At 70.5% G+C, this 23,269-nt stretch carries 20 protein-coding genes and 1 tRNA gene; 12 read left to right on the top strand and 9 right to left on the bottom strand.

Annotation, left to right across the window (positions count from 1 at the left end):
- Positions 1-6: 6 nt before the first annotated feature.
- Complete coding sequence (locus ABZW18_RS08800; protein ID WP_356184107.1) at positions 7-1,596, bottom strand: beta-N-acetylhexosaminidase; 1,590 nt, start codon at positions 1,594-1,596, stop codon at positions 7-9.
- A 269-nt stretch (positions 1,597-1,865) separates the two neighbouring features.
- On the opposite strand from ABZW18_RS08800, the gene ABZW18_RS08805 reads away from it, so the two are divergent.
- Together ABZW18_RS08805 and glmS are read left to right on the top strand one after the other, a co-directional pair.
- A complete protein-coding gene (locus tag ABZW18_RS08805; protein ID WP_356184109.1) occupies positions 1,866-2,141 on the top strand; it encodes a hypothetical protein in 276 nt (91 codons plus the stop codon).
- An 88-nt stretch (positions 2,142-2,229) separates the two neighbouring features.
- Positions 2,230-4,044 carry a glutamine--fructose-6-phosphate transaminase (isomerizing) gene (glmS, locus tag ABZW18_RS08810; protein WP_356184112.1) on the top strand — a complete coding sequence of 605 codons (1,815 nt, stop codon included), beginning with the start codon at positions 2,230-2,232 and terminating at the stop codon, positions 4,042-4,044.
- Positions 4,045-4,316: 272 nt separating this feature from the next.
- Here glmS and ABZW18_RS08815 read toward each other — a convergent pair whose 3' ends face one another.
- On the bottom strand, positions 4,317-4,838 hold the full coding sequence (locus ABZW18_RS08815; RefSeq protein ID WP_356184114.1) for a universal stress protein: 522 nt from the start codon (positions 4,836-4,838) through the stop codon (positions 4,317-4,319).
- A gap of 839 nt (positions 4,839-5,677) precedes the next feature.
- Between ABZW18_RS08815 and ABZW18_RS08820 the strand changes: the two genes are divergently transcribed.
- The 4 genes from ABZW18_RS08820 to ABZW18_RS08835 all read left to right on the top strand — a co-directional run bounded on the left by ABZW18_RS08820 (position 5,678) and on the right by ABZW18_RS08835 (position 8,614).
- A complete protein-coding gene (locus tag ABZW18_RS08820; RefSeq protein WP_356184117.1) occupies positions 5,678-6,931 on the top strand; it encodes a helix-turn-helix domain-containing protein in 1,254 nt (417 codons plus the stop codon).
- A gap of 5 nt (positions 6,932-6,936) precedes the next feature.
- Entirely contained in the window at positions 6,937-7,539 is a 603-nt protein-coding gene (orn, locus tag ABZW18_RS08825; protein WP_356184118.1) for an oligoribonuclease, read from the top strand.
- A 92-nt stretch (positions 7,540-7,631) separates the two neighbouring features.
- A tRNA-His gene (locus tag ABZW18_RS08830) sits at positions 7,632-7,704 on the top strand.
- Between the two features lie 433 nt (positions 7,705-8,137).
- Entirely contained in the window at positions 8,138-8,614 is a 477-nt protein-coding gene (locus ABZW18_RS08835; protein ID WP_356184120.1) for a hypothetical protein, read from the top strand.
- Positions 8,615-8,707: 93 nt separating this feature from the next.
- Here ABZW18_RS08835 and ABZW18_RS08840 read toward each other — a convergent pair whose 3' ends face one another.
- Positions 8,708-9,736, bottom strand: a complete 1,029-nt coding sequence (locus ABZW18_RS08840) for a LacI family DNA-binding transcriptional regulator (RefSeq protein ID WP_356184122.1) — start codon at positions 9,734-9,736, stop codon at positions 8,708-8,710.
- A gap of 259 nt (positions 9,737-9,995) precedes the next feature.
- Here ABZW18_RS08840 and ABZW18_RS08845 point away from each other — a divergent pair, with 259 nt between their 5' ends.
- The 4 genes from ABZW18_RS08845 to ABZW18_RS08860 all read left to right on the top strand — a co-directional run bounded on the left by ABZW18_RS08845 (position 9,996) and on the right by ABZW18_RS08860 (position 14,816).
- Entirely contained in the window at positions 9,996-11,327 is a 1,332-nt protein-coding gene (locus ABZW18_RS08845; RefSeq protein ID WP_356184125.1) for an extracellular solute-binding protein, read from the top strand.
- A 4-nt stretch (positions 11,328-11,331) separates the two neighbouring features.
- A complete protein-coding gene (locus tag ABZW18_RS08850) occupies positions 11,332-12,315 on the top strand; it encodes a sugar ABC transporter permease (RefSeq protein ID WP_356184128.1) in 984 nt (327 codons plus the stop codon).
- Positions 12,316-12,324: 9 nt separating this feature from the next.
- On the top strand, positions 12,325-13,227 hold the full coding sequence (locus tag ABZW18_RS08855) for a carbohydrate ABC transporter permease (RefSeq protein ID WP_356184131.1): 903 nt from the start codon (positions 12,325-12,327) through the stop codon (positions 13,225-13,227).
- 170 nt (positions 13,228-13,397) lie between these two features.
- Positions 13,398-14,816: a GH1 family beta-glucosidase gene (locus tag ABZW18_RS08860; protein WP_356184133.1), complete on the top strand. Its 1,419-nt coding sequence runs from the start codon at positions 13,398-13,400 to the stop codon at positions 14,814-14,816.
- Positions 14,817-14,970: 154 nt separating this feature from the next.
- Here the strand turns inward: ABZW18_RS08860 and ABZW18_RS08865 are convergent, their stop codons facing one another.
- From ABZW18_RS08865 to ABZW18_RS08875, 3 genes are all read right to left on the bottom strand, one after another.
- Positions 14,971-16,464, bottom strand: coding sequence for a cellulose binding domain-containing protein (locus ABZW18_RS08865; protein WP_356184136.1), 1,494 nt, complete (start codon positions 16,462-16,464; stop codon positions 14,971-14,973).
- 197 nt (positions 16,465-16,661) lie between these two features.
- Positions 16,662-18,074 (bottom strand): HAMP domain-containing sensor histidine kinase, encoded by a 1,413-nt coding sequence (locus ABZW18_RS08870; RefSeq protein ID WP_356184139.1) that lies wholly within the window; start codon positions 18,072-18,074, stop codon positions 16,662-16,664.
- Positions 18,071-18,763, bottom strand: coding sequence for a response regulator transcription factor (locus tag ABZW18_RS08875; protein ID WP_356184142.1), 693 nt, complete (start codon positions 18,761-18,763; stop codon positions 18,071-18,073). Before ABZW18_RS08875 ends, ABZW18_RS08870 begins: the two co-directional genes overlap by 4 nt.
- 84 nt (positions 18,764-18,847) lie before the next feature.
- Between ABZW18_RS08875 and ABZW18_RS08880 the strand changes: the two genes are divergently transcribed.
- Positions 18,848-19,366: a hypothetical protein gene (locus ABZW18_RS08880; RefSeq protein ID WP_356184144.1), complete on the top strand. Its 519-nt coding sequence runs from the start codon at positions 18,848-18,850 to the stop codon at positions 19,364-19,366.
- Positions 19,367-19,384: 18 nt separating this feature from the next.
- Here ABZW18_RS08880 and ABZW18_RS08885 read toward each other — a convergent pair whose 3' ends face one another.
- Together ABZW18_RS08885 and ABZW18_RS08890 are read right to left on the bottom strand one after the other, a co-directional pair.
- Positions 19,385-20,245 carry a fused MFS/spermidine synthase gene (locus tag ABZW18_RS08885; RefSeq protein WP_356184147.1) on the bottom strand — a complete coding sequence of 287 codons (861 nt, stop codon included), beginning with the start codon at positions 20,243-20,245 and terminating at the stop codon, positions 19,385-19,387.
- Positions 20,246-20,322: 77 nt separating this feature from the next.
- Positions 20,323-20,784 (bottom strand): hypothetical protein, encoded by a 462-nt coding sequence (locus ABZW18_RS08890; RefSeq protein ID WP_356184149.1) that lies wholly within the window; start codon positions 20,782-20,784, stop codon positions 20,323-20,325.
- Between the two features lie 276 nt (positions 20,785-21,060).
- On the opposite strand from ABZW18_RS08890, the gene ABZW18_RS08895 reads away from it, so the two are divergent.
- Positions 21,061-22,461, top strand: a complete 1,401-nt coding sequence (locus tag ABZW18_RS08895) for a tetratricopeptide repeat protein (protein ID WP_356184152.1) — start codon at positions 21,061-21,063, stop codon at positions 22,459-22,461.
- A gap of 113 nt (positions 22,462-22,574) precedes the next feature.
- On the opposite strand, the gene ABZW18_RS08900 is transcribed toward ABZW18_RS08895, so the two are convergent.
- Complete coding sequence (locus ABZW18_RS08900) at positions 22,575-23,186, bottom strand: histidine phosphatase family protein (RefSeq protein WP_356184155.1); 612 nt, start codon at positions 23,184-23,186, stop codon at positions 22,575-22,577.
- Positions 23,187-23,269: the final 83 nt, after the last annotated feature.

A 23,269-nucleotide genomic window follows, 5' to 3' on the forward strand; every position in this document is an offset into this window, starting at 1 on the left:
GGCAGGTCACTGCGCAGGCCACGGCACCTCGGGCGAGCGGTAGTAGTCGATGCCGAGCGCCGACCACCTCGGTCCCTGCGCCGCGAGACGGTTCCGGTAGGACTCCCAGTCGTGTGTGGACGCCGGGGACCAGCCGAGTTCCGCGATGCCCGGGAGCCGCGGAAAGGCCATGAACTCGATGTGGTCACTGGTCGAGATCGTCTCCGACCACAGCGGCGCCTCGACCCCCAGAATCGCCGACGGCGGCGCGCCCTCGAGGTAGCTGCCCGGGTCCCAGTCGTAGGACTGCCGGACCTCGACATAGCCCGCCCAGTCCAGCCCGAGCGGGGTGTCCTTGTTGTACTTCATATCGAGGTAGGCGCGGTTCGCGGGCGAGAGCACCAGCCGGGTCCCGGCCTTGGCCGCGTCCACGACCTCCTCCTCCGTGCCGGTCGTGCCCCAGTACTGGGCGACCGCGCCGTCGATCGGGTCGGCGCCCGCCAACTGGTGCCATCCGACCACCGTCTTGCCGTACTTCGCGACGGTGCGCTGCGCCCGGTCCATGAAGGCCGCATAGTCCTGGTGGCTGGTGGAATGGGCCTCGTCACCACCGATGTGCAGATACCGGCCGGGCGTCAGCGCGGCCAGCTCGCGCACCACGTCGTCCACGAAGTCGTAGGTGATCTCCTTGGGCACGCACAGCGAGCTGAAGCCGACGTCCGTACCGGTGTAGAGCGGCGGGGCGACGCCGTTGCAGTTCAGCTCGGCGTACGAGGCGAGGGCCGCGTTGGTGTGGCCGGGCATGTCGATCTCCGGAACGATCTCGACATGGCGGTCGGTCGCGAAGCGCAGGATGTCGCGGTAGTCGCTCTTGGTGTAGTGGCCGCCGGGGCCGCCGCCGACCTGAGTGCTGCCGCCGTAGGCCGCCAGCCGCGGCCAGGAGTCGATGGCGATCCGCCACCCCTGGTCGTCGGACAGGTGCAGATGCAGCTTGTTGATCTTGTAGAGCGCCATCTGGTCGATATAGCGCTTCACCTGCTCGACGGTGAAGAAGTGCCGCGAGACATCGAGCATCGCGCCGCGGTAGGCGTAGCGCGGGGCGTCCGTGATCGTGCCACCCGCGACCGTCCACGGCCCCCGCTGCGGGCCGCCCCTCTCGACCGACGCGGGCAGCAGCTGCCGCAGCGTCTGGATGCCGTGGAACAGGCCCGCCGCCGTACGCGCGCTGATGGTGACGCCACCGCGGCCGGAGTCGAGGCGGTAGCCCTCGTCGCCCAGCCCGCGCCCCCCGGCGCCGAGCCTCAGCACGATGTTGTCACTCCCGCCGCGCGTGGTGACCGGCAGGTCGTAGCCGGTGGACGGGCGCAGCACGTCTGCCAGGTACTCCCCCGCCTTCCGTACCTCCCGCGACTGACCGGGCACCCGGATCCGGGTCTTCTCGCTGATCGTGTACGGAGCGCCGCCGGGCCGTACGGAGGCGGGGGCGGGTACGACCTGGTCGAGGGGTGTCACGCGCGGGGCCTCCCGGGTGGGCGCGGCCGCGACGGCCCCGGTGGCCGTCGCCCCCGCCGCCACGACGAGGAGCAGGGAGCACAGCAGCTTGGGCAGTCGTCTCACGAGCGGTCCCTTCGACGGGGCTTCGTCCCAGCGGATGGCGCGACCGAACGGTCACCATGGGTACCGCGCGTCACACCGAGGGTCAAGGTGTAGACCACTGCCGTGTGCGCGGAACGGGGAAGCCACATCGCGTCGGAATCCTCACCACGGAGCGGTTCGCTACCGTCGAAGGAGCCATTCCGCAGCCCTGCCGACCCGAATGGGCGAGGTTCTGCCCGACATCGGGCAGAAATCTTGCAAAAGCAGGAGCCGCCCATCAGTATCGACGGATGCTCGATCGCCCCGCGTCACATGACGACCTTGTCGACCACTTGGTCCGCAGCACGCCGCTTCAGCGCGGCGAGGCCGCCCGTGTGGTGCTGGACGTGCTGGCGTACTTCGACGAGACGACCGAGGAGTTCGTTCGCCGCCGCCACCGCGAACTGCAGTCCGGGGGGCTGAGCAACCCGGACATCTTCCTGCGGATCACGCACGAGCTGCCCCGCCGCGCGGTGGCGCCGCCCGAGCTCTCGTTGCGGCAGCTGCGCCGCATCGTCTACGGCTGACCGAAGCTGCCGGGGCAGCTGAACACCTTGTACGACCCGGAGGCTGAATGAGCCCCGGAACAGATCAACACGGGAGGGACCCCTTCATATGTGCGGGATCGTTGGATACATCGGCAAGCGCGATGTGGCTCCGCTGCTGCTGGAAGGACTCCAGCGCCTGGAGTACCGGGGTTACGACTCCGCGGGCCTGGCTGTCAGCGGCAAGAGCGGGGCGCTGAAGACCGTCAAGGCCAAGGGCCGGGTCCGCGAGCTGGAGGCCAAGCTCCCCAAGCGCTTCACCGGCACCACGGGCATCGCCCACACCCGATGGGCCACCCACGGCGCGCCGAACGACGAGAACGCGCACCCCCATCTGGACGCCGACGGCCAGGTCGCGATCGTCCACAACGGCATCATCGACAACGCCGGCGAGCTGCGCGCCAAGCTCACCGCCGACGGTGTGGAGTTCGCCTCCGAGACCGACTCCGAGGTCCTCGCCCACCTCATCGGCCGCTCGCAGGCCGAGACCCTGGAGGAGAAGGTCCGCCAGGCACTGCGCCTGGTCGACGGCACGTACGGCATCGCGGTGCTGCACGCCGACTTCCCGGACCGGATCGTCGTGGCCCGCAACGGCTCCCCCGTGGTGCTGGGCATCGGCGAGCACGAGATGTTCGTCTCCTCCGATGTGGCCGCCCTGGTCAGCCACACCCGCCAGGTCGTCACCCTGGACGACGGCGAGATGGCCACCCTCAAGGCCGACGACTACCGCACGTACACCACCGAGGGCAGCCGCACCTCCGCCTCGCCGACCACCGTGGAGTGGGAAGCCGAGTCCTACGACATGGGCGGCCACGACACGTACATGCACAAGGAGATCTCCGAGCAGGCCGACGCCGTCGACCGCGTACTGCGCGGCCGGATCGACGACCGCTTCTCCACCGTGCACCTGGGCGGGCTGAACCTCGACGCCCGTGAGGCGCGCGGGGTGCGCCGGGTGAAGATCCTCGGCTGCGGCTCGGCCTACCACGCGGGCCAGATCGGCGCCCAGATGATCGAGGAGCTGGCTCGTATCCCCGCCGACGCGGAGCCGGCGAGCGAGTTCCGGTACCGCAACGCGGTGGTGGATCCGGACACCCTCTACATCGCGGTCAGCCAGTCCGGGGAGACGTACGACACACTGGCCGCCGTTCAAGAGTTGAAGCGTAAGGGCGCGCGCGTCCTGGGCGTGGTCAACGTCGTCGGCAGCGCCATCGCGCGCGAGACGGACGGCGGCGTGTACGTCCACGCGGGCCCGGAGGTCTGCGTCGTCTCGACCAAGTGCTTCACGAACACAGCCGTCGCCTTCGCACTGCTGGCCCTGCACCTCGGCCGGATCCGCGATCTCTCCGTCGCCGACGGCAAGCGGATCATCGCCGGCCTGCGCAAGCTCCCCGAGCAGATCGCCGAGATCCTGGGCGACGAGGAGCAGATCGCGAAGCTCGCCGCGGAGTACGCGAACGCCAAGAGCATGATGTTCGTCGGCCGCGTCCGGGGCTACCCGGTCGCCCGCGAGGCCTCCTTGAAGCTCAAGGAGGTCAGCTATGTGCACGCCGAGGCGTACCCGGCCTCGGAGTTGAAGCACGGGCCGCTCGCGCTGATCGAGCCGGACGTGCCGACCGTCGCGATCGTGCCGGACGACGAACTGCTGGAGAAGAACCGCGCGACGCTGGAGGAGATCAAGGCCCGCAGCGGCCGGATCCTTGCCGTGGCGCACCAGGAGCAGGAGAAGGCCGATCACACGATCGTGGTGCCCCGCAACGAGGTGGAGCTGGACCCGATCCTGATGGGCATCCCGCTGCAACTCCTCGCCTACCACTCGGCGCTGGCGCTGGGCCGGGACATCGACAAGCCGCGGAACCTCGCGAAGTCGGTCACCGTCGAGTGACCCGGCCGGGGAACCCGCAGTGACGTGATCTCCACTGAGCAGGCCCCCCACGACGACAACCACGGCCGTGAGAACGGCTGAAGCGGCTGAGCCTCCCCGGACCGGCGTCCGGGGAGGCTCAGCCGTGCAGCCCGGCCACCCGGCCCGCGCCGAGGAGGCGTTGCCCTACGGGCCACGGGCCAAGAGGGGCTACGGGGCTACGGGGGGGCTACGGGGCTACGGGGCTACGGGGCTACGGGGCTACGGGGCTACGGGGCTACGGGGCTACGGGGCTACGGAATCACGACGACGGGGCGCTGCGCGCGCCGCGCGAGCCGCCCCGCAACCGAGCCGAAGAGCCGACCGACCAAGCCATGCGTGGACCCGACCACGATGGCGTCGGCCGAGTACTCCCGGCCGACCTCCTCCAGCTCGTGACAGATGTCCCCGCCCCGCTCGACGAGGATCCAGGGGACCTCACAGAGGTAGTCCGCACAGGCGAGTTCGAGGCCGAGTACCTCGGTGCGGTGGTCCGGCACATCCACGAAGACCGGCGGCTCGCAGCCCGCCCACACGGTCGTCGGCAGCCGGTTGGCCACATGAACGATGATCAGGCCGGACCCCGAGCGCAGCGCCATACCGATGGCGTAGGCGAGGGCTCGCTCACTGGACGTCGAGCCGTCGAAGCCGACGACCACTCCGTGCAGAAATGCCGGATCGCAAGGGTGGCGCGACTGCTCCGCCGCTTCGAGGTTCGCTGTGGGATCTGCGACCTGCTTGCGGTCTGCGGGTTCGGGGAATTCGTGACCGGCCATCGGTGTCTCGGCGAAGGAAGTCCTCTTGGGAGGGAACTACGGTTGGCGGAGCGGGTCGGAACTGATGTTGCACTACCCGGGCGGCGAGCCCCGGACGCCCCGGGGTGTCCGGGAATCATCTTCCCAAGCGCTTACCCACAAGGGTACGGCGACACTCCCCGCCTGCCCAGGGCCTGCCCCGCGGAGCGGAGCGGACCACCATGGCAGCCGTCGGTGCGGTTCCACGGGAGCATGCCGGAGCCGGGCGCGTAGCGCAATGCCCCGGTGCGTCCGCCCGACCCTCCCGCCTTGTGACGGGCCGATTACCCGGCGTGTCTGCACCGCCGGCAACCACGGAACTCACCAACACCGGGGGCCGGGTTCACGGACACCGCAGCGCCCTGAGAAGCTCTGAGGGATACTACTCGGCAGTACAGGGCCGGGGCGCGGGGCAAAGACGACCACGCCGGGGAGCGCGCGCCGGGAGATGGGGAGACCTACCCATCGAGCGGCGAAGGTTTTCGGCCAACTTCGCGCCGCAATGCATCACTTGCAGGACAGGGCCCTCAACCCCCTGTCCACCTGGGCTGAAAGGAGCGTCGGGGGCGCGTGCACCCTACGGGCATGGGGCAAGGGCGAGAGGCGTACTTCCCAGCGGAGCCGTCGAGTGCGACGCTTCGTGATCGAATGCTTCACGCCAAGTTGTCATGTCGACATAGCGGTGGGTGGTGAACTTGTCACGCCGACCTCGTACGACACAGTAGATTCGATCTTGGCCATTCACGGCGGGGGACTTGTGCAGGACCGAGGGGAAACGTGCAGGACCGAGAGGACGCGACCACCGAGGGGGGCTTAGAGCCATGAGCCAGGACTCCACGACCGTACCGGAGGCCGCGCGGAAGCTGTCCGGACGCCGCCGCCGGGAGATCGTCGCAGTGCTGCTCTTCAGCGGCGGGCCCATCTTCGAGAGCTCCATCCCGCTTTCCGTGTTCGGCATCGACCGCCAGGACGCCGGGGTGCCGCGCTACCGGCTGCTGGTGTGCGCCGGGGAGGACGCGCCGCTGCGCACCACCGGGGGACTCGAACTGACCGCGCCGTACGGCCTGGAGGCGCTGGCCCGAGCCGGCACCGTGGTCGTACCGGCATGGCGTTCGATCACTTCGCCACCACCGGCGGAGGCCCTGGAAGCGCTGCGCCGGGCCCACGAAGAGGGGGCACGGATCGTCGGGCTGTGCACCGGGGCCTTCGTGCTGGCCGCGGCCGGACTGCTGGACAGCCGGCCCGCCACCACGCACTGGATGTACGCGCCGACGCTTGCGAAGCGCTATCCGTCCGTCCATGTGGACCCACGCGAGCTGTATGTGGACGACGGCGACGTGCTGACCTCAGCGGGGACAGCCGCCGGCATCGACCTGTGCCTGCACATCGTGCGCACCGACCACGGCGCCGAGGCAGCGGGCGCGCTCGCCCGCCGGCTCGTCGTACCGGCGCGCCGCAGCGGCGGTCAGGAGCGCTACCTCGACAGGTCTTTACCCGAGGAGATCGGCGCGGACCCGCTCGCCGAGGTCGTCGCGTGGGCGCTCGAGCATCTGCACGAGCAGTTCGACGTGGAGACCCTGGCAGCCCGCGCCTATATGAGTCGCCGCACCTTCGACCGGAGATTCCGTTCTCTCACTGGGAGCGCTCCCCTGCAGTGGCTGATCACTCAGCGAGTGCTCCAGGCGCAGCGTCTCCTGGAGACCTCGGACTATTCGGTGGACGAGGTCGCGGGCCGGTGCGGCTTCCGGTCGCCGGTCGCCCTGCGCGGTCACTTCCGGAGGCAGCTGGGGTCCTCCCCCGCGGCTTACCGGGCGGCGTACCGCGCGCGCAGGCCGCAGAACGGCGCCGCGGAGCGTTCGGAGCGGCTGGAGATCATCGAGCAGCGGCAGGCCGAGCCGGCGGGCATCGTGGCGATACGCAGATCCGCCGCGGCGGGCGGTCCGGGCGGTCCTGCCGGGCACGAACAGGGCAAGCCGGAGTCCGATGCCTATGTCCCACGGCTGTCCGAGCAGGGCGGCGGCCGGATTCCGGGGCGTCCGTCCGTGCCCGGTCAGCGGGACCGGCCCGTAGGGTGAGACATATGAACGATCGCATGGTGTGGATCGACTGCGAGATGACCGGCCTCTCGCTGTCGAACGACGCGCTCATCGAGGTGGCAGCGCTGGTCACGGACTCGGAGCTGAACGTACTCGGCGACGGGGTGGACATCGTGATCCGCCCGCCGGCCGAGGCGCTCACCACCATGCCCGAGGTGGTGCGGCAGATGCATACGGACTCCGGGCTGCTCGCCGAGCTGGACGGTGGCACGACGCTGGCGGCGGCCGAGGCCCAGGTGCTGGAGTACGTGCGCGCGCATGTGCCGGATCGCGGCAAGGCACCGCTGTGCGGGAACTCCGTCGGCACCGACCGCGGCTTCCTGCTGCGCGACATGCCGACGCTGGAGAGCCATATGCACTATCGGATCGTCGACGTGTCGTCCGTGAAGGAGCTGGCCCGGCGGTGGTACCCGCGGGCGTACTTCAACAGTCCGGAGAAGAACGGCAACCACCGGGCGCTCGCGGACATCCGGGAGAGTATCGCCGAAATGCGCTACTACCGGGAGGCGATCTTCGTGCCGCAGCCCGGTCCGGACTCGGACACGGCGAAGGCGATCGCGGCGAAGCACGTGCTTACGGCGCAGTAGAGGCTCGCTCCCGGTCGGCTCAAAGCCGGGAGCGAGCATCCCTCCCGACCCTGTACACTTTTTCTCGGCCGGTGCGGAAAGCACCGGTCATGGTGGGTATAGCTCAGATGGTAGAGCACCTGGTTGTGGTCCAGGATGTCGCGGGTTCGAGTCCCGTTACTCACCCTTAAATGATCAAGGCCGGACCTGCGAGAACAGGTCCGGCCTTTGTCGTCCCGGAAGCCACGTGGATCCCCCTGGGGCCCGGCCCTCGCTCGGGCCGGCCGCCCTGTCACCCTCCACGGCGTACACCCAGGACCGCCCCTCGAGGGCGGCAGGCGCACAGGCACGGGCCGAGTCCAGGGCACCGGATTCGTCAAGGCCCATCGACACGTCACGCCCCCCAGAAAGCACCGCCGTAATACGACACCCGATCGAGGGGTCAACTGCTGCCACCGGGACGGATGGTCTCAACACCATGGTGGAGATCCCCGGTTACCGGAACCGGGCAGACATGGAACTGCAAGGGCAACTGCGCCGCAGTGCGGGGGCGGGCACGGCAGTGGGGGCCGGTCCGGGCGCCCACGGCGTGCAGTCGGCCTGAGACAGAGGAGTCCTGATGCCGGTTCTTGTGTGTTCGCTCATCCGGGATGAGCCTCAGGTGATACCTGCCGATGGCGGGTATCACTGCGTGCGGTTCCCCTTCGGCTCGGCGGAGTCCTACGACGAGCACAGCATGCACCAGGTGCGGCAGCCCGACGGCTACGAGGTCGCCGACTGGCGCGCCGACGACCGGTCGGGGCTGATCTGGCCCGCGGCGGGTGGCTGGGGCGATCTGACGGCCAACATCCACTGGGAAGAGGGCGGGTACACGGAGCTGCGTGACCGGTTCGTACGCGACCCGCTCGGCCTGGCCGGCAGTGCTGACTCCACGGGCACCGATCACCGGCCCCGCTCGCCCGGGATCCAGTGCTTCACCAAGCATCACGCGATCTTCGTGCACACGGGTACGCCGCTGGCGCTGCTGGTCTCACACAACGACAGCGCCCCCAGAAAGATCATTCACGCCCAGTTCAAGCTGGCCGTCCACAACTGATCCGCCCGCGCCGAAACCCCGCTCCGAAACCCCGCGCCGAAAGCCCGCGCCGACCGGCCGGGGTCCCTCGCCCGAGGGGAAGCGCGGCTCCTTTCAGGACGACGCGCGGACGACCAGCTCGGTGGGCAGGACCAGTTGCGGGCGCGCGCGGCTGCGCTCCGCAATCTCCTCCAGCAGCACCCGGGCCATCGCCCGGCCCATCTCCTCGATCGGCTGCCGGACGCTGGTCAGCGGCGGGTCCATATGGCGGGCGACAGGTGAGTCGTCGAAGCCGACGAGGGCGACGTCCCCGGGGACCCGGCGGCCGGACTCGCGCAGGACCTGGCGGGCGCCCGCCGCCATGACATCGGAGGCGGCGAAGACGGCGTCCGGGTCGGCGCCCCGGTCCAGCAGCTCACGCATCGCGCGGCGGCCGCCCTCCTCGGTGAAGTCCGCGCCCGCGACCAAGTCCTCGTCGGCCGGGATGCCGGCGTCGGTCAAGGCCTGGCGGTAGCCGTCGAGCCGGCACTGCGCCACGTACATGTCGAGCGGGCCGGTGATCGTCGCGATCCGGCGGCGGCCGCGCTCGATGAGGTGCTCCACGGCCGTGCGTGCACCCCCGACATTGTCGGAGTCGACGTACGGCACGGACTCGCGGGCGGAGCGGCGGCCGCTGAGCACCGCGGGCATCTCGATCTGCTCCAGCAGGTCGGGCAGTGGATCGTCGGTATGCACGGAGACCAGCAGCACGCCGTCGACGCGGTGCGCGCTGAGATACTGGGCGAGGCGCTGGCGCTCCTTGGGTGTACGTATGAGGGTGAGCAGCAACTGCAGGTCGGTGTCGGCGAGTTCGGCGCCGACACCACGGATGATGTCGGAGAAGTACGGTTCCGCGAAGAGTCGCGTCTCGGGTTCGGGGATGACAAGAGCCACGGCGTCGGCGCGGTTGCCCGCGAGCGCCCGGGCCGCCCGGTTCGGTACGTAGCCCAGCTCGGCGACGGCCCGCTCGACGGCTGCGCGGGTCCGGTCGCTGACCCGGGGCGAGCCGTTGATCACCCGGGAGACGGTACCCCGGCCGACACCGGCTCGGGCGGCGACCTCCTCCAGGGTGGGCCTGCCACCTCTCCGTCCGATCCCCGCCATGTCCGCCTCCAGCCATAAGCCATACATCGGGCACCGCCGTGCCATTCAACATCACTTCGGGCTCGGTAAGTTGCCCGTGTCCGCAGCCTTGACACCCCACCGGGGAGCCGCAACTCTTCAACACATCACGCCTGGGAGCGCTCCCAAGGTATCGGACTCATACATATCCCGTACGTTCCCCGCCCGAGCCGCAGCACCACACTCCTCATCTCACGATCCCCCATGGCCGAGCGGTACGTCAGTGCGCTAGGAGGACGAAATGCGCTCAAGGTTCCGGATGTCCCGCCGGGTGGTGGTCCTCACTGCCGTCGCCGCGCTGAGCACCGGTCTGCTCGCCGGCTGCGCCGAGGACAGTGACGAACCGGGTTCGGCGAGCCCGGGCGGCGGGGACGGCAAGGGGAGGACGACCGTCACCGTAGGCGTCTTCGGAGTCTTCGGCTACAAACAGGCCGGGCTCTACGACGCGTACGAGAAGCTCAACCCCGGCGTCACGGTCAAGGAGACCTCGATCGAGCGGGTGGACCAGTACTACCCCAACCTGCTCACCCATCTCGGCACCGGCAGCGGGCTGCAGGACATTCAGGCCGTCGAGGTCGGGAACATCACCGAGGTCGCGGCCAAGCACTCCGACAAGTTCGTCGACCTGGGCGAGACGACGGGCGTGGACAAGGAGAGCTTCGTCCCCTGGAAGTGGGCGCAGGCCACGGCGGAGAACGGGAAGACCGTGGGCCTGGGGACCGACATCGGGCCGATGGCGATCTGCTACCGCAAGGACCTGTTCCGACAGGCCGGGCTGCCGACCGACCGCAAGGAGGTCGGCAAGCTCTGGGCGGGCGACTGGCGGAAGTACATCGACACCGGCAGGGACTACATGGCGAAGGCGCCGAAGGGCACGGTCTTCCTCGACTCGGCGGGCGGTGTCTACAACGCGGCCGTCTCGGGCAACGTGGAGCGCTACTACGACAAGAGCGGCAAGATCATCTACAAGGACAGCCCGGCGGTGAAGGAAGCCTGGGGCCTGGCGATGGACGCCATCGACGGGAAGATGACCGCCAAGCTCAAGCAGTTCGACAAGACCTGGGACCAGGCGTACGCCAACGGCCGCTTCGCCACCGTCTCCTGCCCGCCGTGGATGCTCGGCTACATCAAGGAGAAGGCCGGGGAGAAGGCGGCGGACCGCTGGGACGTCGCCCCGGCGCCCAAGCCCGCCAACTGGGGCGGTTCCTTCCTCGCCGTGCCGGAGGCCGCGAAGAACAAGGACGAGGCCGTCAAGCTCGCCGCCTGGCTGACCGCACCCGAGCAACAGGCCAAGCTCTTCGAGAAGCAGGCCAGCTTCCCCAGTTCCCGGGCGGCGTACGAGCTACCCGAAGTCGCCGGCGCGCGGCACGAGTACTTCGACCATGCGCCGATCGGCAAGATCTTCGCGGACGCGGCGCGAGGCATCCCGACGCTGGTGGTCGGTGAGAAGGACCTGACCATCCAGACAGCCATCACCGATGTGGGTGTGCTCCAGGTCGAGCAGCAGGGCAGGACCCCGGGTCAGGGCTGGGCCGCGGCGGTGAAGAACATCGACAACGCACTGGACCAGTGACCGGATGGCTGTCGAGTCCCGTACGGCCGCGCCCCCCGCAGGGCAGGGGGGCGCGGCCCTCCGCGCACAGCGCCGCGCGCTGCGGCGCAGCCGCCGCTACCGCCGCGACGTGCGCTGGAGCCCGTATGCCTTCGTCGCGCCCTTCTTCGTCTTCTTCACCGTCTTCGGGCTCTTCCCTCTCCTCTATACGGGCTGGTCGTCGCTGCACCGGGTGTCCCTGCACGACCCCACGGCCATGGAGTGGGCGGGGCTGCACAACTACACCCGGCTGCTGGAGGACGAGTTCTTCTGGAACGCGCTGCGCAACACCTTCACCATCGGCGTGATCTCGACCGTCCCCCAGCTGCTGATGGCGCTCGGGATCGCCCACCTCCTCAACTACCGGTTGCGCGGCTCGAACTTCTTCCGCGTCGCGATGCTCGCCCCGTACGCCACATCGGTGGCGGCCGCAACGCTCGTGTTCGTGCTCCTCTTCGGGCGCGACTACGGGATGGTCAACTGGGCGCTGGGTCTGGTCGGCCTCGACGGCATCGACTGGCAGAACGGCGAGTGGAGTTCGCAGCTGGCGGTCTCCTCGATCGTGATCTGGCGGTGGACGGGCTACAACGCGCTGATCTATCTGGCGGCGATGCAGGCCGTTCCGCGCGATCTGTACGAGTCGGCGGCTCTGGACGGGGCATCGCGTTGGCAGCAGTTCATCCATGTGACGATCCCCTCGCTGCGGCCGACGATCCTCTTCACCGTCGTCGTCTCGACGATCGGGGCCACCCAGCTCTTCGGTGAACCGCTGCTGTTCGGCGGCGCCGGGGGCGAGAAGGGCGGCGCCTCGCACCAGTTCCAGACCCTGGGCCTCTATATGTACGAGCAGGGCTGGTTCAACTTCCATCTCGGCCGGGCCTCCGCCATCGCCTGGACGATGTTCCTGATCCTGCTGCTGATCGCCGCGGTCCATTGGCTGATCGTGCGTCGGCTGCGGAAGAGCCAGTGAGGGGGTGCCATGACGGCCGCACACATCGGCTGGCCCGGCAGGGCGGGTAGGGCGCGCAGGGAGGGCAGAACAGGCAGGGCGGGTCAGGCCGGTCGGCAGCTGCACGGCGGCAGGATCACCTACGCCGTACTGGCCGTCTTCACCGCCGGCTCGCTCTTCCCCCTGCTGTGGACGGCGATCGCCGCATCCCGCACCAATACCCGGCTCGCCCAGACGCCCCCGCCCTTCTGGTTCGGCGGGAATCTGTTCCGGAACATGGAGACCGCCTGGACGGACGCCAACATGGGTCTGGCGCTGCTCAACACGACCGTGGTGGCCGTGACCGTCACGGCGGGCACCGTGCTGTTCTCGACCCTCGCCGGTTTCGCCTTCGCCAAGCTGCGCTTCCGTCTCAAGAACGTGCTGCTCATACTGACCATCGCCACGATGATGGTGCCGCCCCAGCTGAGCGTGGTGCCGCTGTTCATGACGGTCGCCGAACTGGAGTGGACGAACCAGCTCCAGGCCGTGATCCTGCCGACCCTGGTCAGCGCCTTCGGGGTGTTCTTCATGCGGCAGTATCTGACCGAGGCGCTGCCGACCGAGCTGATCGAGGCTGCGCGGGTGGACGGCGCGAGCAGTCTGCGGATCGTCCTGCATGTGGTCTTCCCGGCTGCCCGGCCCGCCATGGCCGTGCTCGCGATGCTCACCTTCGTCCAGGCATGGAACGACTTCTTCTGGCCAATCATCGCGCTGACCCAGGACAATCCGACGGTGCAGGTCGCGCTGACGGGCCTGGGCCGCGGCTACATTCCGGACCAGTCGGTCATCATGGCCGGCGCGCTGCTCGGCACCCTGCCGCTGCTGCTCGCCTTCACCCTCTTCGGCAAGCAGATCGTCGGCGGCACCATGCAGGGCGCGATCAAGGGCTGACCGGCTGCCCTCCGTACGGCCCGTACGTACGGCCCCTACGCACGCCCCTTCCGTGCGGCTTCCCGCGGACATCCCCCCTCGCCTCCTCTCCGTCGGTGACCACCCACCGATTCACCGCTCACAGCCTCACAGCCTCACCAGCACCGACCCACTCACCATGGGAGCGTTCCATGACGTATCGCTTTCCGCCCGGATTCCTCTGGGGCGCCGCCACCGCCGCGTATCAGGTCGAGGGCGCCGCCCGGGAGGACGGCCGCACGCCCTCCATCTGGGACACCTTCAGCCATACGCCCGGCAAGGTGTACGGCGGCGACACCGGTGACGTCGCCGTCGACCACTACCACCGCTTCCGTGACGATGTCCGGCTCATGGCCGAGCTGGGGCTCGGCGCCTATCGCTTCTCCGTCTCCTGGCCGCGCGTGCAGCCCACCGGCCGGGGCCCCGCCGTCCAGCGCGGCCTCGACTTCTACCGCTCACTCGTCGACGAGCTGCTGACGTACGGCATCCAGCCGCTGCTGACCCTCTACCACTGGGATCTGCCGCAGGAGCTGGAGGCCGCGGGCGGCTGGCCCGAGCGCGACACGGCGCACCGCTTCGCCGAGTACGCGCGGCTCGTCGCCGACGCCCTCGGTGACCGTGTCGAGCTGTGGACGACCCTCAACGAGCCCTGGTGCAGTGCCTTTCTCGGCTACGGATCGGGAGTGCACGCGCCGGGCCGTACGGACCCGGTCGCGGCCCTGCGCGCCGCGCACCACCTCAACCTCGCCCACGGCCTCGGAGCCCAGGCCCTGCGGTCCGCGCTGCCGTCCCGCGCCCGGATCTCGGTCAGCCTCAACCCCGGAGCCGTACGAGCCCTGACGCCGTCGCCCGGAATGCCCCCGGCCGCCACTGACGCCGACGCTCAGCGGCAGATCGACGCCCTGGCGACGCGTATCTTCAGCGACCCCATGCTCCACGGCCGGTACCCCGCCGACCTCTTCGCCGACACCGCGCGGCTCACCGACTGGTCGTACGTGCACGACACCGATCCGGCCGTCATCAAGCACCCCCTGGACGCGCTGGGCATCAACTACTACACGCCCTCAGTGGTATCAGCCGCCACTGACAACCGGCCTCCGCGCAAGGACGGCCACGGCGCGGGCAAACACTCCCCGTGGCCCGGCGCCGAGCGCATCGCGTTCCACCAGCCGCCCGGTGAACTCACCGCCATGGACTGGTCCGTCGACCCGACCGGCCTCTACGACCTGCTGATGCGCTTCACCCGCGAGGCCCCCGGCCTGCCTCTGATGATCACCGAGAACGGGGCGGCGTACGAGGACAAGCCGGACGCCGACGGCGCCGTCCACGACCCGGAACGGATCGCCTATCTGCAGGCGCATCTGGCGGCCACGCACCGCGCGATCACCGACGGCGCGGATGTCCGCGGCTACTTCCTCTGGTCCCTGCTGGACAACTTCGAATGGGCCTACGGCTACGGCAAACGGTTCGGGGCGATCCATGTCGACTACGCGAACCAGACCCGTACCCCCAAATCCAGCGCCCGCTGGTACGCGGAGGTGGCCCGGACCGGTGAATTGCCCGCCGCATAACGGCACAGGGGCGCGCCCCGGCCGGGTGGGGGGGAGCCGGGCCGGGGCGCGCGTGTGGGGGGTGCCGTGGGGGTGCGGGGTTCAGCCGCTGTACGTACCCGGGGGGTTCAGCCGCTGTGCGTACAGCGGGTCTCAGCCGCCATACAAACGGGTCTCAGCCGCCGTACGTGCCGAAGGCCTTGGTGAAGGCCAGCTCGTCCTGGACGATCGAGCTGCAGGTCGCGTCGGCGCTGTCCTTCGCGCCGCCCGGGCACTGCTTGTCACGGGTCGAGGACCACATCGACAGCCACCCCAGGTCCTTGGACTCGGCGAACTTCACCAGCTGTGTGGCGTCCTCGACCTTGAAGATCTCGGTGACGACGTCATTGACGCCGATCATCGGAGTGACGGCGACGGCCTTCCAGGCGGCCTGGTCCGACAGTCCGAGGACGCTCTTGATCTGCCCCTGCGTGGCGGTCGCCGCCTCGATCGCGTACTGGCCCATGTCGCCGCTGAACGCCGGTCCGTAGTCCATCGCCATGATGTTCACGGCGGAGATCTTCACACCGTTCTTCTTGGCGTCGGCGAGCAGGTCGACGCCCGGCTGGGTGAGGCCCGAGGGCAACACCGGCAGGGTGAAGGACACATCGAGATCGGGGTTCTTCTTCTGCAGCTCGGCGATGGCCTGCGCGCGGCGGGTGTTGGCCGTGGCATCCGGCAGCGCGGCACCCTCGATGTCGAAGTCGGCCTTGGTCAGCTTGTACTCGTCGACGACCTTGCCGTACGCCGCCGCCAGCTCGGAGGCCGAGGAGCAGGCGACGCCCAGCTCGGATCCCGCCGCGCCGCCGAAGGACACGCGCACATCGCCGCCCGCCTTGCGGAGGTCACCGATCTGCGCGGCCACCGGGTCGCTGCCCAGGTCGGTCACGCCGCCCCACTTCGGAGTGCAGCCGCCGCCCGAGGTGATGAACGCGAGGTTGAACTCCTTCACCCCGGTCTTCTTCGCCGTGCCCAGCATGTCGTAGGCCGGGAAGAGCGAGGTGTCGATGTACGGGGCGAAGCCCGCACCCGCCGCGGAACCGGAGCCCGCGCCCGCACCCGAGGTCTTGGACGGCGAGGGGGAGGCCGTGGCGGGGCGCGACGGCTCCGCGGTCGGCGTCTTCGTCGGGGAGGGGGTGACGCTCGGCTCGGCGGTCCGGGTCGGGCGGCCGCTCGGCACCGGCGGCTTGGCGCCGTCGTCGACCGAACACTTCACCTCGTTGATCAGACAGGCCCGCGGGGCGGCCGCCTTCGCGTCCGACGTGGCGACGAAACCGACCGTCACGGACTTGCCGGGGGCGATCTCATCACTCCAGCTCGCGGGCTTCACGGTGATGTGCTGCCCCTTGGCGGTGTGCGAGGCGTTCCACATCGAGCTCAGCTTCGTACCAGCCGGCAGATCGAACTCGAGCTTCCAGCGGGACAGCGCCTTGTCCGTCTCGTTGCTGATGACGTACTGCCCGGTGTAGCCGCCGCCCCAGTCACTCGTCCTGGTGTACGCCGCGCCGACAGAGGCGGCCTGTGCCGTCCCGGCCAGCACGACCGCGCCGCCGCCCACGGCGGCCGCGGTCAGCACCGCGCCGATCACCTTGGTCCTGCGGCCCATGCTGCGCCGATGAGTCCTGCTCATTCGCGTGCCTGCCTCTGCTGTACGGGGGGTGGGTGAGGAGCACGCTAGCGAGCCCGAACCGGACAAAAGCCAAGATCGACCCGGCCCCGGACGTTCTTATGGCGCCCTTAAGGGCGCGATCGGCGGCGATTAATCGTTCAAGGCATTCCGCCAGTTGTCCGAGGAGTCGTTCGAGCGAATTCCGGACCTCGACAGGCTCAGCCGGCAACCTTGCCGCGCCTGCGCCGGACGACCCGGTGCCCGCGGCGCCCCTGGGACGGCCCCCGCCCGTCCAGCGCGAGCCAGACCCGGACCTCCGTACCGCCGAGCACCGAATGCCCGATCCGCACGTCCCCGCCGGTGGACTCCGCGACGCGGCGGACAATGTCCAGGCCGAGCCCGGTCGAGCCGACTTTGCCGTCGCCCTGCCCGCGGCGCAGCGCCGCGTCCGGGTCGGCGATGCCGGGACCCGCGTCCGAGACCAGCACGATCACGGCATCGTCGCCGTTGTGCACATCCACCGCGAAGGCGGTGCCCTCGGGCGTGTGCCGGAAGACGTTGCCGAGCATCGCGTCGAGGGCGGCGGCGAGCTCGGGACGCGCGACCGGGATACGTACAGGCCGGTCCACACCCGCGAGCCGTACCTTCCGGCCCTCGTCCTCGGCGAGCGCCGACCAGAAGTCCATCCGTTCCCGGATCACCTCGGAGGCGTCGCAGCCGGCGGCCGCGCTCAGCGGGCTCTGGGTCTGCGGCTTCTGCTCGCGCGCGGTGCGGATGATCTGGTCGACCTCGCCCTCCAGCTGGGCGACGGCCGCCCGGGTCTGGTCGGCGGCCGGACCGTCGCCGAGGGAGGCGGCGTTGAGCCGCAGTACGGTCAGCGGGGTGCGCAGCCGGTGGGAGAGGTCGGCGGCCAGCTCCCGCTCGTTGGCGAGCAGTTGCACCACCTGGTCGGCCATCGAGTTGAAGGCGACCGCGGCCGCCCGCAGCTCGGCGGGCCCCTCCTCGGGCACGCGCGTGCCGAGCTTGCCCTCACCCAGATCCTGGGCGGCCCCCGCCAACTCCTCGGCAGGACGGACCATACGGGTGCCGAGCCGGTCGGCGATCGCGACCGAGCCGATGATCAGCGCGAGGCCGACCACGGAGAGCACCAGCCAGGCGGTGTTGACGCCGTTGGTGACATCGCGGTCCGGTACGAACACCTCGACGATGGCGACCTCACCGGAGCCGACGGCGGTCGGCTGGAGCAGTGCGAAACCACCGGGCACGGACGAGATGGACGCGCGGCCGAGCCGGGTCGAGGTGGCCAGGTCGTCCTCGGTGGCCCGCTGTTCGCCGACCTCCACCGCGCCGCCGACGGCATCCGACGTGTCCGCCGGCCGCTCGTCGGCGGCCGGTACGTGCACGGCCATCCGGCCCTCCGCACCGGCCTGGGTACTGGCCACCGCACGCAGCAGCTGTGCCCGGTCTGTGGTGATGGCGAGGGCCGGGCCGATGGTGGCGGCCTGCCGCTCGGCGTTGGAGAAGGCCCGGTCGCGCGCCATCTCCTTGACCACGAGCCCGAGCGGTACGGCGAAGGCGACCACGACCATCGCGGTGACGGCCAGGCTCACCTTGACCAGTGCCCACCTCATCGCGGCGGTTGTTCCAGCTTGACCCCGACTCCGCGCAGCGTATGCAGATAGCGCGGCTTGGCGGCCGTCTCACCCAACTTGCGGCGCAGCCAGGACAGATGGACGTCGATCGTCTGGTCGTCCCCGTAGGACTGCTGCCACACCTCGGCCAGCAGCTCCTTGCGCGATACGACGACACCGGGCCGCCCGGCGAGGAAGGCCAGCAGGTCGAACTCGCGGCGCGTGAGGTCCAGCCCGTCCCCGTCCAGCTCGGCCTGACGCCGCAGCGGATCGATCGCGAGCCCGCCGACGCGGATCACCCGGGACGGCGGCTCGGCACCAGCGGCCGAGCGCGAGCGGCGCAGCACGGCGGCCATCCGGGCGGACAGGTGCTCGACGGAGAACGGCTTGACCAGGTAGTCGTCCGCCCCGGCGTGCAACAGACGGACGATCTCGGACTCGTCGTCCCGCGCCGTCGCGATGATCACCGGGACATCGGTGATGCCACGCAGCATCTTCAGCGCCTCCGACCCGTCGAGATCGGGGAGTCCCAGATCGAGGATCACGACATCGAAGCCGACATGGGCAACCTCGCGCAGCGCCTCGAGGGCCGTGCCGACGCTTCGCACGGTGTGGGAGGCATCGGTCAGGTGCCGGATGAGGGCGGAGCGTACGAACTGGTCGTCCTCGACCACGAGCACACTTGCCATGAGCGGCACCGTACGCCATACGGGTGATGTCCGTCCTGCGCGGAACAGCGTACGGATCCGGCCAAGTGCGGCAGTATGAGCCAGATGCAACGAGGTCTCGTTCACGCCGCAGCCTGGTCGCTCGCCACGGGCGCCGCCGTCACGCTGTCGTGGTGGGGCGTCCACACCGTGCTCGCCGGCACGGCGTACGATCCGCCGCGCGCGCTCCCCATACCCAGCGATGCGACCGCGTTGAGCGAGGCCGACGGCGGCGCTCAGCCGCGGTCCTCCTCCACCCGGCGGCCCAAGCCTTCTCCGACGTCGTCGTCCCCCAAGCCGTCGGGCACTTCCGGCCACAAGGACACCCGTCCGCCGCGCTCCCCCGCCCCCTCCGCCGCACCGGCGACGGTGAAGAGCTACACGGTGCCGGGCGGAAGGGTCGTGCTGGATCTCGGCAAGTACTCGGCCTCCCTGGTCTCCGCGACGCCGGACACGGGCTGGCGGATGCAGGTCTGGAAGCAGTCCGAGTGGATCCGGGTTGACTTCACTTCGGGCGGCCGGGCGTCGTCCGTGTTCTGCACCTGGAACGGGCATCCCCCGACGGTCCAGAGGGTCCCGGGCTAGGGCCTGTTCCGGCTCCGCTCAGCCGAACGCCGACGCCGGCGGTTCGGGCGAGGGCCGCGCACCCACGTCGCTCACCGGCGCCGCTCCACCGGTGAAGGCCACCAGCGCCCGCCCGTGTTCCACCCGGCCGGGGTGCGGATCACCGGCGGCACGGCGGGTGAGTTCGGCGACCGGCAGCTCGCGGTCCGAGGCCAGCAGTACGGCGTTGCCGAAGCGCCGGCCCCGCAGCACGGTCGGGTCGGCCATCAGGCACACCTCGGGGAACACGGTGCGCACGGTGGCGATTTGTGCCCGCAGATGGGCCAGTGGCGGCCCGTCGGCGATGTTCAGCGCGAGGAAACCGCCGGGCCGCAACGCCCGCCGTATCTCCCCCGCGAACTCCCCGCTCGTCAGATGGGCGGGCGTACGGGCCCCGCTGAAGACATCGGCTATGACGAGATCCGCCCAGCCGTCGGGCACCTTCCCGAGCCCTTCCCTGGCGTCGCCGCCGCGTACCCGTATTCGCCAGCCGCTCTCCAACGGGAGTTCCCGCCGTACGAGTTGGACGAGCCGTGAGTCCAGCTCCACGATCTGCTGGGTGGACCGCGGCCGGGTCGCCGCGATGTACCGGGCGAGGGTGAAGGCGCCGCCTCCCAGGTGCACGGCCTGGAGGGGGCGGCCGGGAGGAGCGGTCAGATCGGCGATGTGGCCGAGCCTGCGCTGATATTCGAAGTCCAGATAGGCCGGGTCGTCGAGATCCACATGGGACTGCGGGGCGCCGTCGATGAGCAGCGTCCGGGCCCGCGGCCGGTCGGGGTCGGGGACAAGCTCGGCAGTGCCGCCGTCCACCTGTTCGGTGACGGACTCGGCCCCGCGTCCACGCCGTCTGCCCTTTGCCATACCCCCAGTATCCCGGGTCGGTCGGCATCCCCGGGCCGGTCGGTCGGCATCCCCGGGCCGAGCCGGGATCCCCCGGGTCAGCGGCAGCGGTCGACGGCCTCGATCATGCGGGCGGCCTCGCCCAGCGCCGCACGCAGCACCGCCGGGTCGGTGACGGTGTCGGCCCCGTTGGGGGGCAGCAGCCAGCCGGCCCCGGCGACCGGTGGCTCGGCGGCATGGGCCAGGGACAGCCCGCGCCCGTTCGTCTCGCTGCACGCGCTGCCCGGTACGTCCCAGCCTGCCGCGGTGCCGGGCGGCACCAGAAAACCGAGGGTGTCGCAACTCCGGTCGTGCAGCACGGGACCGACGCCACCCACGCCCGCCCGCGGGGCCTGAGGGCCGATGCCGCGCCGCAGGATGTCCACCGCCTCCAGGCCCTGACGCGCCGGGACGGTGACGAGATCGCAGGGCTCGGCGATCTCCGGGGCCCGGCTGCAGTCCGGGCTGGGGCGATGCCGGGCAGTTGTCTGCGAGGCGCTGGTATCCACGCCGGCCTCCATCAAGAGAAACCCCTCCTCCGAAGTGAGCCGCATCGCTCGTTGTGCGCAGTGTTCAACGCGGTGCGGCGTCAACGGCTACGGGGCACGCCGCCGAAAAGGATGGCAGTTCATGGCGGATCGCGGGTGAGATATCCGGTTTGTAGCCAAACTCTGCGTATCGACTCCGTCACAACGGGTACGGTCGTGCCTCGCCGAACCAGCGCCCGGTGCGCGATTCGGCCGTACGAACCCCCGCCCCTCACGGGGCGGCAGCACCGCCAGGGAGAGGGCTCGGCCATGGCGTCCCCATCAGCGTCTTCGCGTATCTTCGACGCTCGTCCCACGCCGCGGCCCAACACGGCGTTCCGGCAGCTTCGTGGTCCGCTGTCACCGGGCGAGTTCGCGGCCGCCGTACGCCGCGCGGCCCGCGGCATCGGTGAACAGGTCTCATGCGACGCCCGCTACATCGGGCGCGTCGAGTCCGGGGAGATCCGCTGCCCCAACTACGCCTATGAACGGGTGTTCCGGCACATGTTCCCAGGCCACTCGCTCGGGGACATGGGCTTCTCGCCCCGGGAGGCGGTGCGTGGACGGGGGGCGCGCACGAGCGGCAGCACGCCCCCGACCGAGACCCGACCAGAACCCTGTGTCCAGACCATCGAGGAGAGCGACGTGCTGCGCCGCGCATTCATGACCGGCGGCCCGGCTGCCGTGGCGGCCACTTCCCTGGGGCCGGACCCCGCCCGCGCGAAACACCGCGCCGGAGCGGCCGAGGCGGCGGCCGTCGAGGAGGCCGTACGGCGCATCAGGCTGCTCGACGACAGGCACGGCGCGGACAGCCTGTACCGGCGTGCCGCCCAACCGCTGAGCATCGCCTACGCGTTGCTCGACGCTGGAGCGCAACGCCAGTCGACGACAGACCGGCTGCACGCCGGTGCCGGTGAACTCGCCATCTCCGTAGGCTGGCTGGCGCACGATTCGGGCCGTTTCGCGGATGCCCGCTCGCACTACGCGGAGGCCCTGGCCACCGCGCGCGTGGCGGGCGATCCGGCGCTGGAGGCGCATGCCTTCTGCAACACCGCCTTTCTCGCCCGTGACGCGGGCCGCCCGCGCGAGGCCGTACGCGCCGCCCAGGCCGCACAGCGCGCCGCCCGTCTTCTGTCCTCGCCCCGGCTGCTATCGCTGCTGGCACTGCGCGAAGCAGGCGGCTGGGCGGGCCTCGGCGACCGTAGGAGCTGTGAAGAGGCACTGCTGCGGGCCCAGTCGCTCTTCGGCCGGGGCCCCACGGACGCCGATCCGGAGTGGATGTCCTTCTACGGCGAGGCCGAACTGGAGGGGCTCGAGGCGCAGTGCTGGTCGGCGCTGGACGAGTGGGGGCGCGCGGCGGACCACGCGCGCCGGGCGGCTGAGTTGCAGAGCCCGCACTTCGCGCGGAACACGGCTCTCTTCACCGCGGAACTGGCGGGGAACCTCGCCCGGAGCGGGGCGCCGGAGGAAGCGGCACACGCGGGCGAACGCGTCCTGCGGCTGCTGGAGCACGTCCAGTCCTCCCGCATCCGCACCATGCTGAGCACGACGGCCCGCCTGCTGCGGCCGTACGACCACTCCTCGGCCGTCGCCGGCTTCCTGGCCCACCACGCGCAGCCGGGCTCCACCGTGCCGGGCCCCCGGCCGGCCGCCCGCGGAGCCGGACAGTGACTCCGGCGCCCTCGACTCCGGCGCCCTCGACTCCGGCGCCCTCGACTCCGGCGCCCTCGTAATCCACGTGGTGCCTCCCCGGCGCGGCCCGCCCCGGGGAGGCACCGCGTCCGCTACCTCGGAGCGCTCTGACCGGCGAGGTGCCCCGTCTCGTTCCAGACCTCGAGCGCCGTCTCCCCGTAGGCCCACCCCAGCACCGAGAGCGACGTCGGCTCCAACTTGATCCGGGCGGCGAACGAGACGTCCTGGCCCAGCCAGCGCGCCCCGAGCGCCCGCAGGATGTGGCCGTGCGCGAAGACCAGCACATCGCGGTCCGCCGAGCGCGCCCACTCCACCACCGCGTCCGCCCGCCGTGCGAGCTGGTCCAGCGTCTCCCCTTCCGGCACGCCGTCGCGCCAGATGAACCAGCCCGGCCGCTCGGCCTGGATCTGGGCCTGCGTCAGGCCCTCGTAGGCGCCGTAGTCCCACTCCATCAGCGCGTCCCACGGCTCCGCCCTGTCCCCGAACCCGGCCAGCTCGCAGGTCTCCGAGGCCCGCACCAGCGGGCTCGTGCGGACCTCCACACCCGGCAGTCCGTCGAACGGCGCCCGGTGCAGCCGCTCTCCGAGGAGCTTGGCGCCACGCCGGCCCTGGTCGAGGAGCGGGATGTCGGTGCGGCCGGTGTGCCTGCCGGACAGCGACCATTCCGTCTGCCCGTGCCGGGCCAGCAGGATGCGGGGAGCCATAGCGAACCTCTCGCCGAGTGTGCGGTGCGCACGGCACGCACGACGCGTCGCGCTGAACGTATGCGCGATACGCCGTACGTCGT

The organism is Streptomyces sp. NPDC004647 (assembly GCF_040609575.1).
In the GTDB taxonomy this organism is placed as follows: Bacteria; Actinomycetota; Actinomycetes; order Streptomycetales; family Streptomycetaceae; genus Streptomyces.

Coding starts and splice junctions, on each gene's coding strand:
- ABZW18_RS08805 (WP_356184109.1), top strand. CDS start 1,866: ATGCTCGATCGCCCCGCGTCACATGACGACCTTGTCGACCACTTGGTC.
- glmS (WP_356184112.1), top strand. CDS start 2,230: ATGTGCGGGATCGTTGGATACATCGGCAAGCGCGATGTGGCTCCGCTG.
- ABZW18_RS08815 (WP_356184114.1), bottom strand. CDS start 4,838: ATGGCCGGTCACGAATTCCCCGAACCCGCAGACCGCAAGCAGGTCGCA.
- ABZW18_RS08820 (WP_356184117.1), top strand. CDS start 5,678: ATGAGCCAGGACTCCACGACCGTACCGGAGGCCGCGCGGAAGCTGTCC.
- orn (WP_356184118.1), top strand. CDS start 6,937: ATGAACGATCGCATGGTGTGGATCGACTGCGAGATGACCGGCCTCTCG.
- ABZW18_RS08835 (WP_356184120.1), top strand. CDS start 8,138: ATGCCGGTTCTTGTGTGTTCGCTCATCCGGGATGAGCCTCAGGTGATA.
- ABZW18_RS08840 (WP_356184122.1), bottom strand. CDS start 9,736: ATGGCGGGGATCGGACGGAGAGGTGGCAGGCCCACCCTGGAGGAGGTC.
- ABZW18_RS08845 (WP_356184125.1), top strand. CDS start 9,996: ATGCGCTCAAGGTTCCGGATGTCCCGCCGGGTGGTGGTCCTCACTGCC.
- ABZW18_RS08850 (WP_356184128.1), top strand. CDS start 11,332: ATGGCTGTCGAGTCCCGTACGGCCGCGCCCCCCGCAGGGCAGGGGGGC.
- ABZW18_RS08855 (WP_356184131.1), top strand. CDS start 12,325: ATGACGGCCGCACACATCGGCTGGCCCGGCAGGGCGGGTAGGGCGCGC.
- ABZW18_RS08860 (WP_356184133.1), top strand. CDS start 13,398: ATGACGTATCGCTTTCCGCCCGGATTCCTCTGGGGCGCCGCCACCGCC.
- ABZW18_RS08865 (WP_356184136.1), bottom strand. CDS start 16,464: ATGAGCAGGACTCATCGGCGCAGCATGGGCCGCAGGACCAAGGTGATC.
- ABZW18_RS08870 (WP_356184139.1), bottom strand. CDS start 18,074: ATGAGGTGGGCACTGGTCAAGGTGAGCCTGGCCGTCACCGCGATGGTC.
- ABZW18_RS08875 (WP_356184142.1), bottom strand. CDS start 18,763: ATGGCAAGTGTGCTCGTGGTCGAGGACGACCAGTTCGTACGCTCCGCC.
- ABZW18_RS08880 (WP_356184144.1), top strand. CDS start 18,848: ATGCAACGAGGTCTCGTTCACGCCGCAGCCTGGTCGCTCGCCACGGGC.
- ABZW18_RS08885 (WP_356184147.1), bottom strand. CDS start 20,245: ATGGCAAAGGGCAGACGGCGTGGACGCGGGGCCGAGTCCGTCACCGAA.
- ABZW18_RS08890 (WP_356184149.1), bottom strand. CDS start 20,784: ATGGAGGCCGGCGTGGATACCAGCGCCTCGCAGACAACTGCCCGGCAT.
- ABZW18_RS08895 (WP_356184152.1), top strand. CDS start 21,061: ATGGCGTCCCCATCAGCGTCTTCGCGTATCTTCGACGCTCGTCCCACG.
- ABZW18_RS08900 (WP_356184155.1), bottom strand. CDS start 23,186: ATGGCTCCCCGCATCCTGCTGGCCCGGCACGGGCAGACGGAATGGTCG.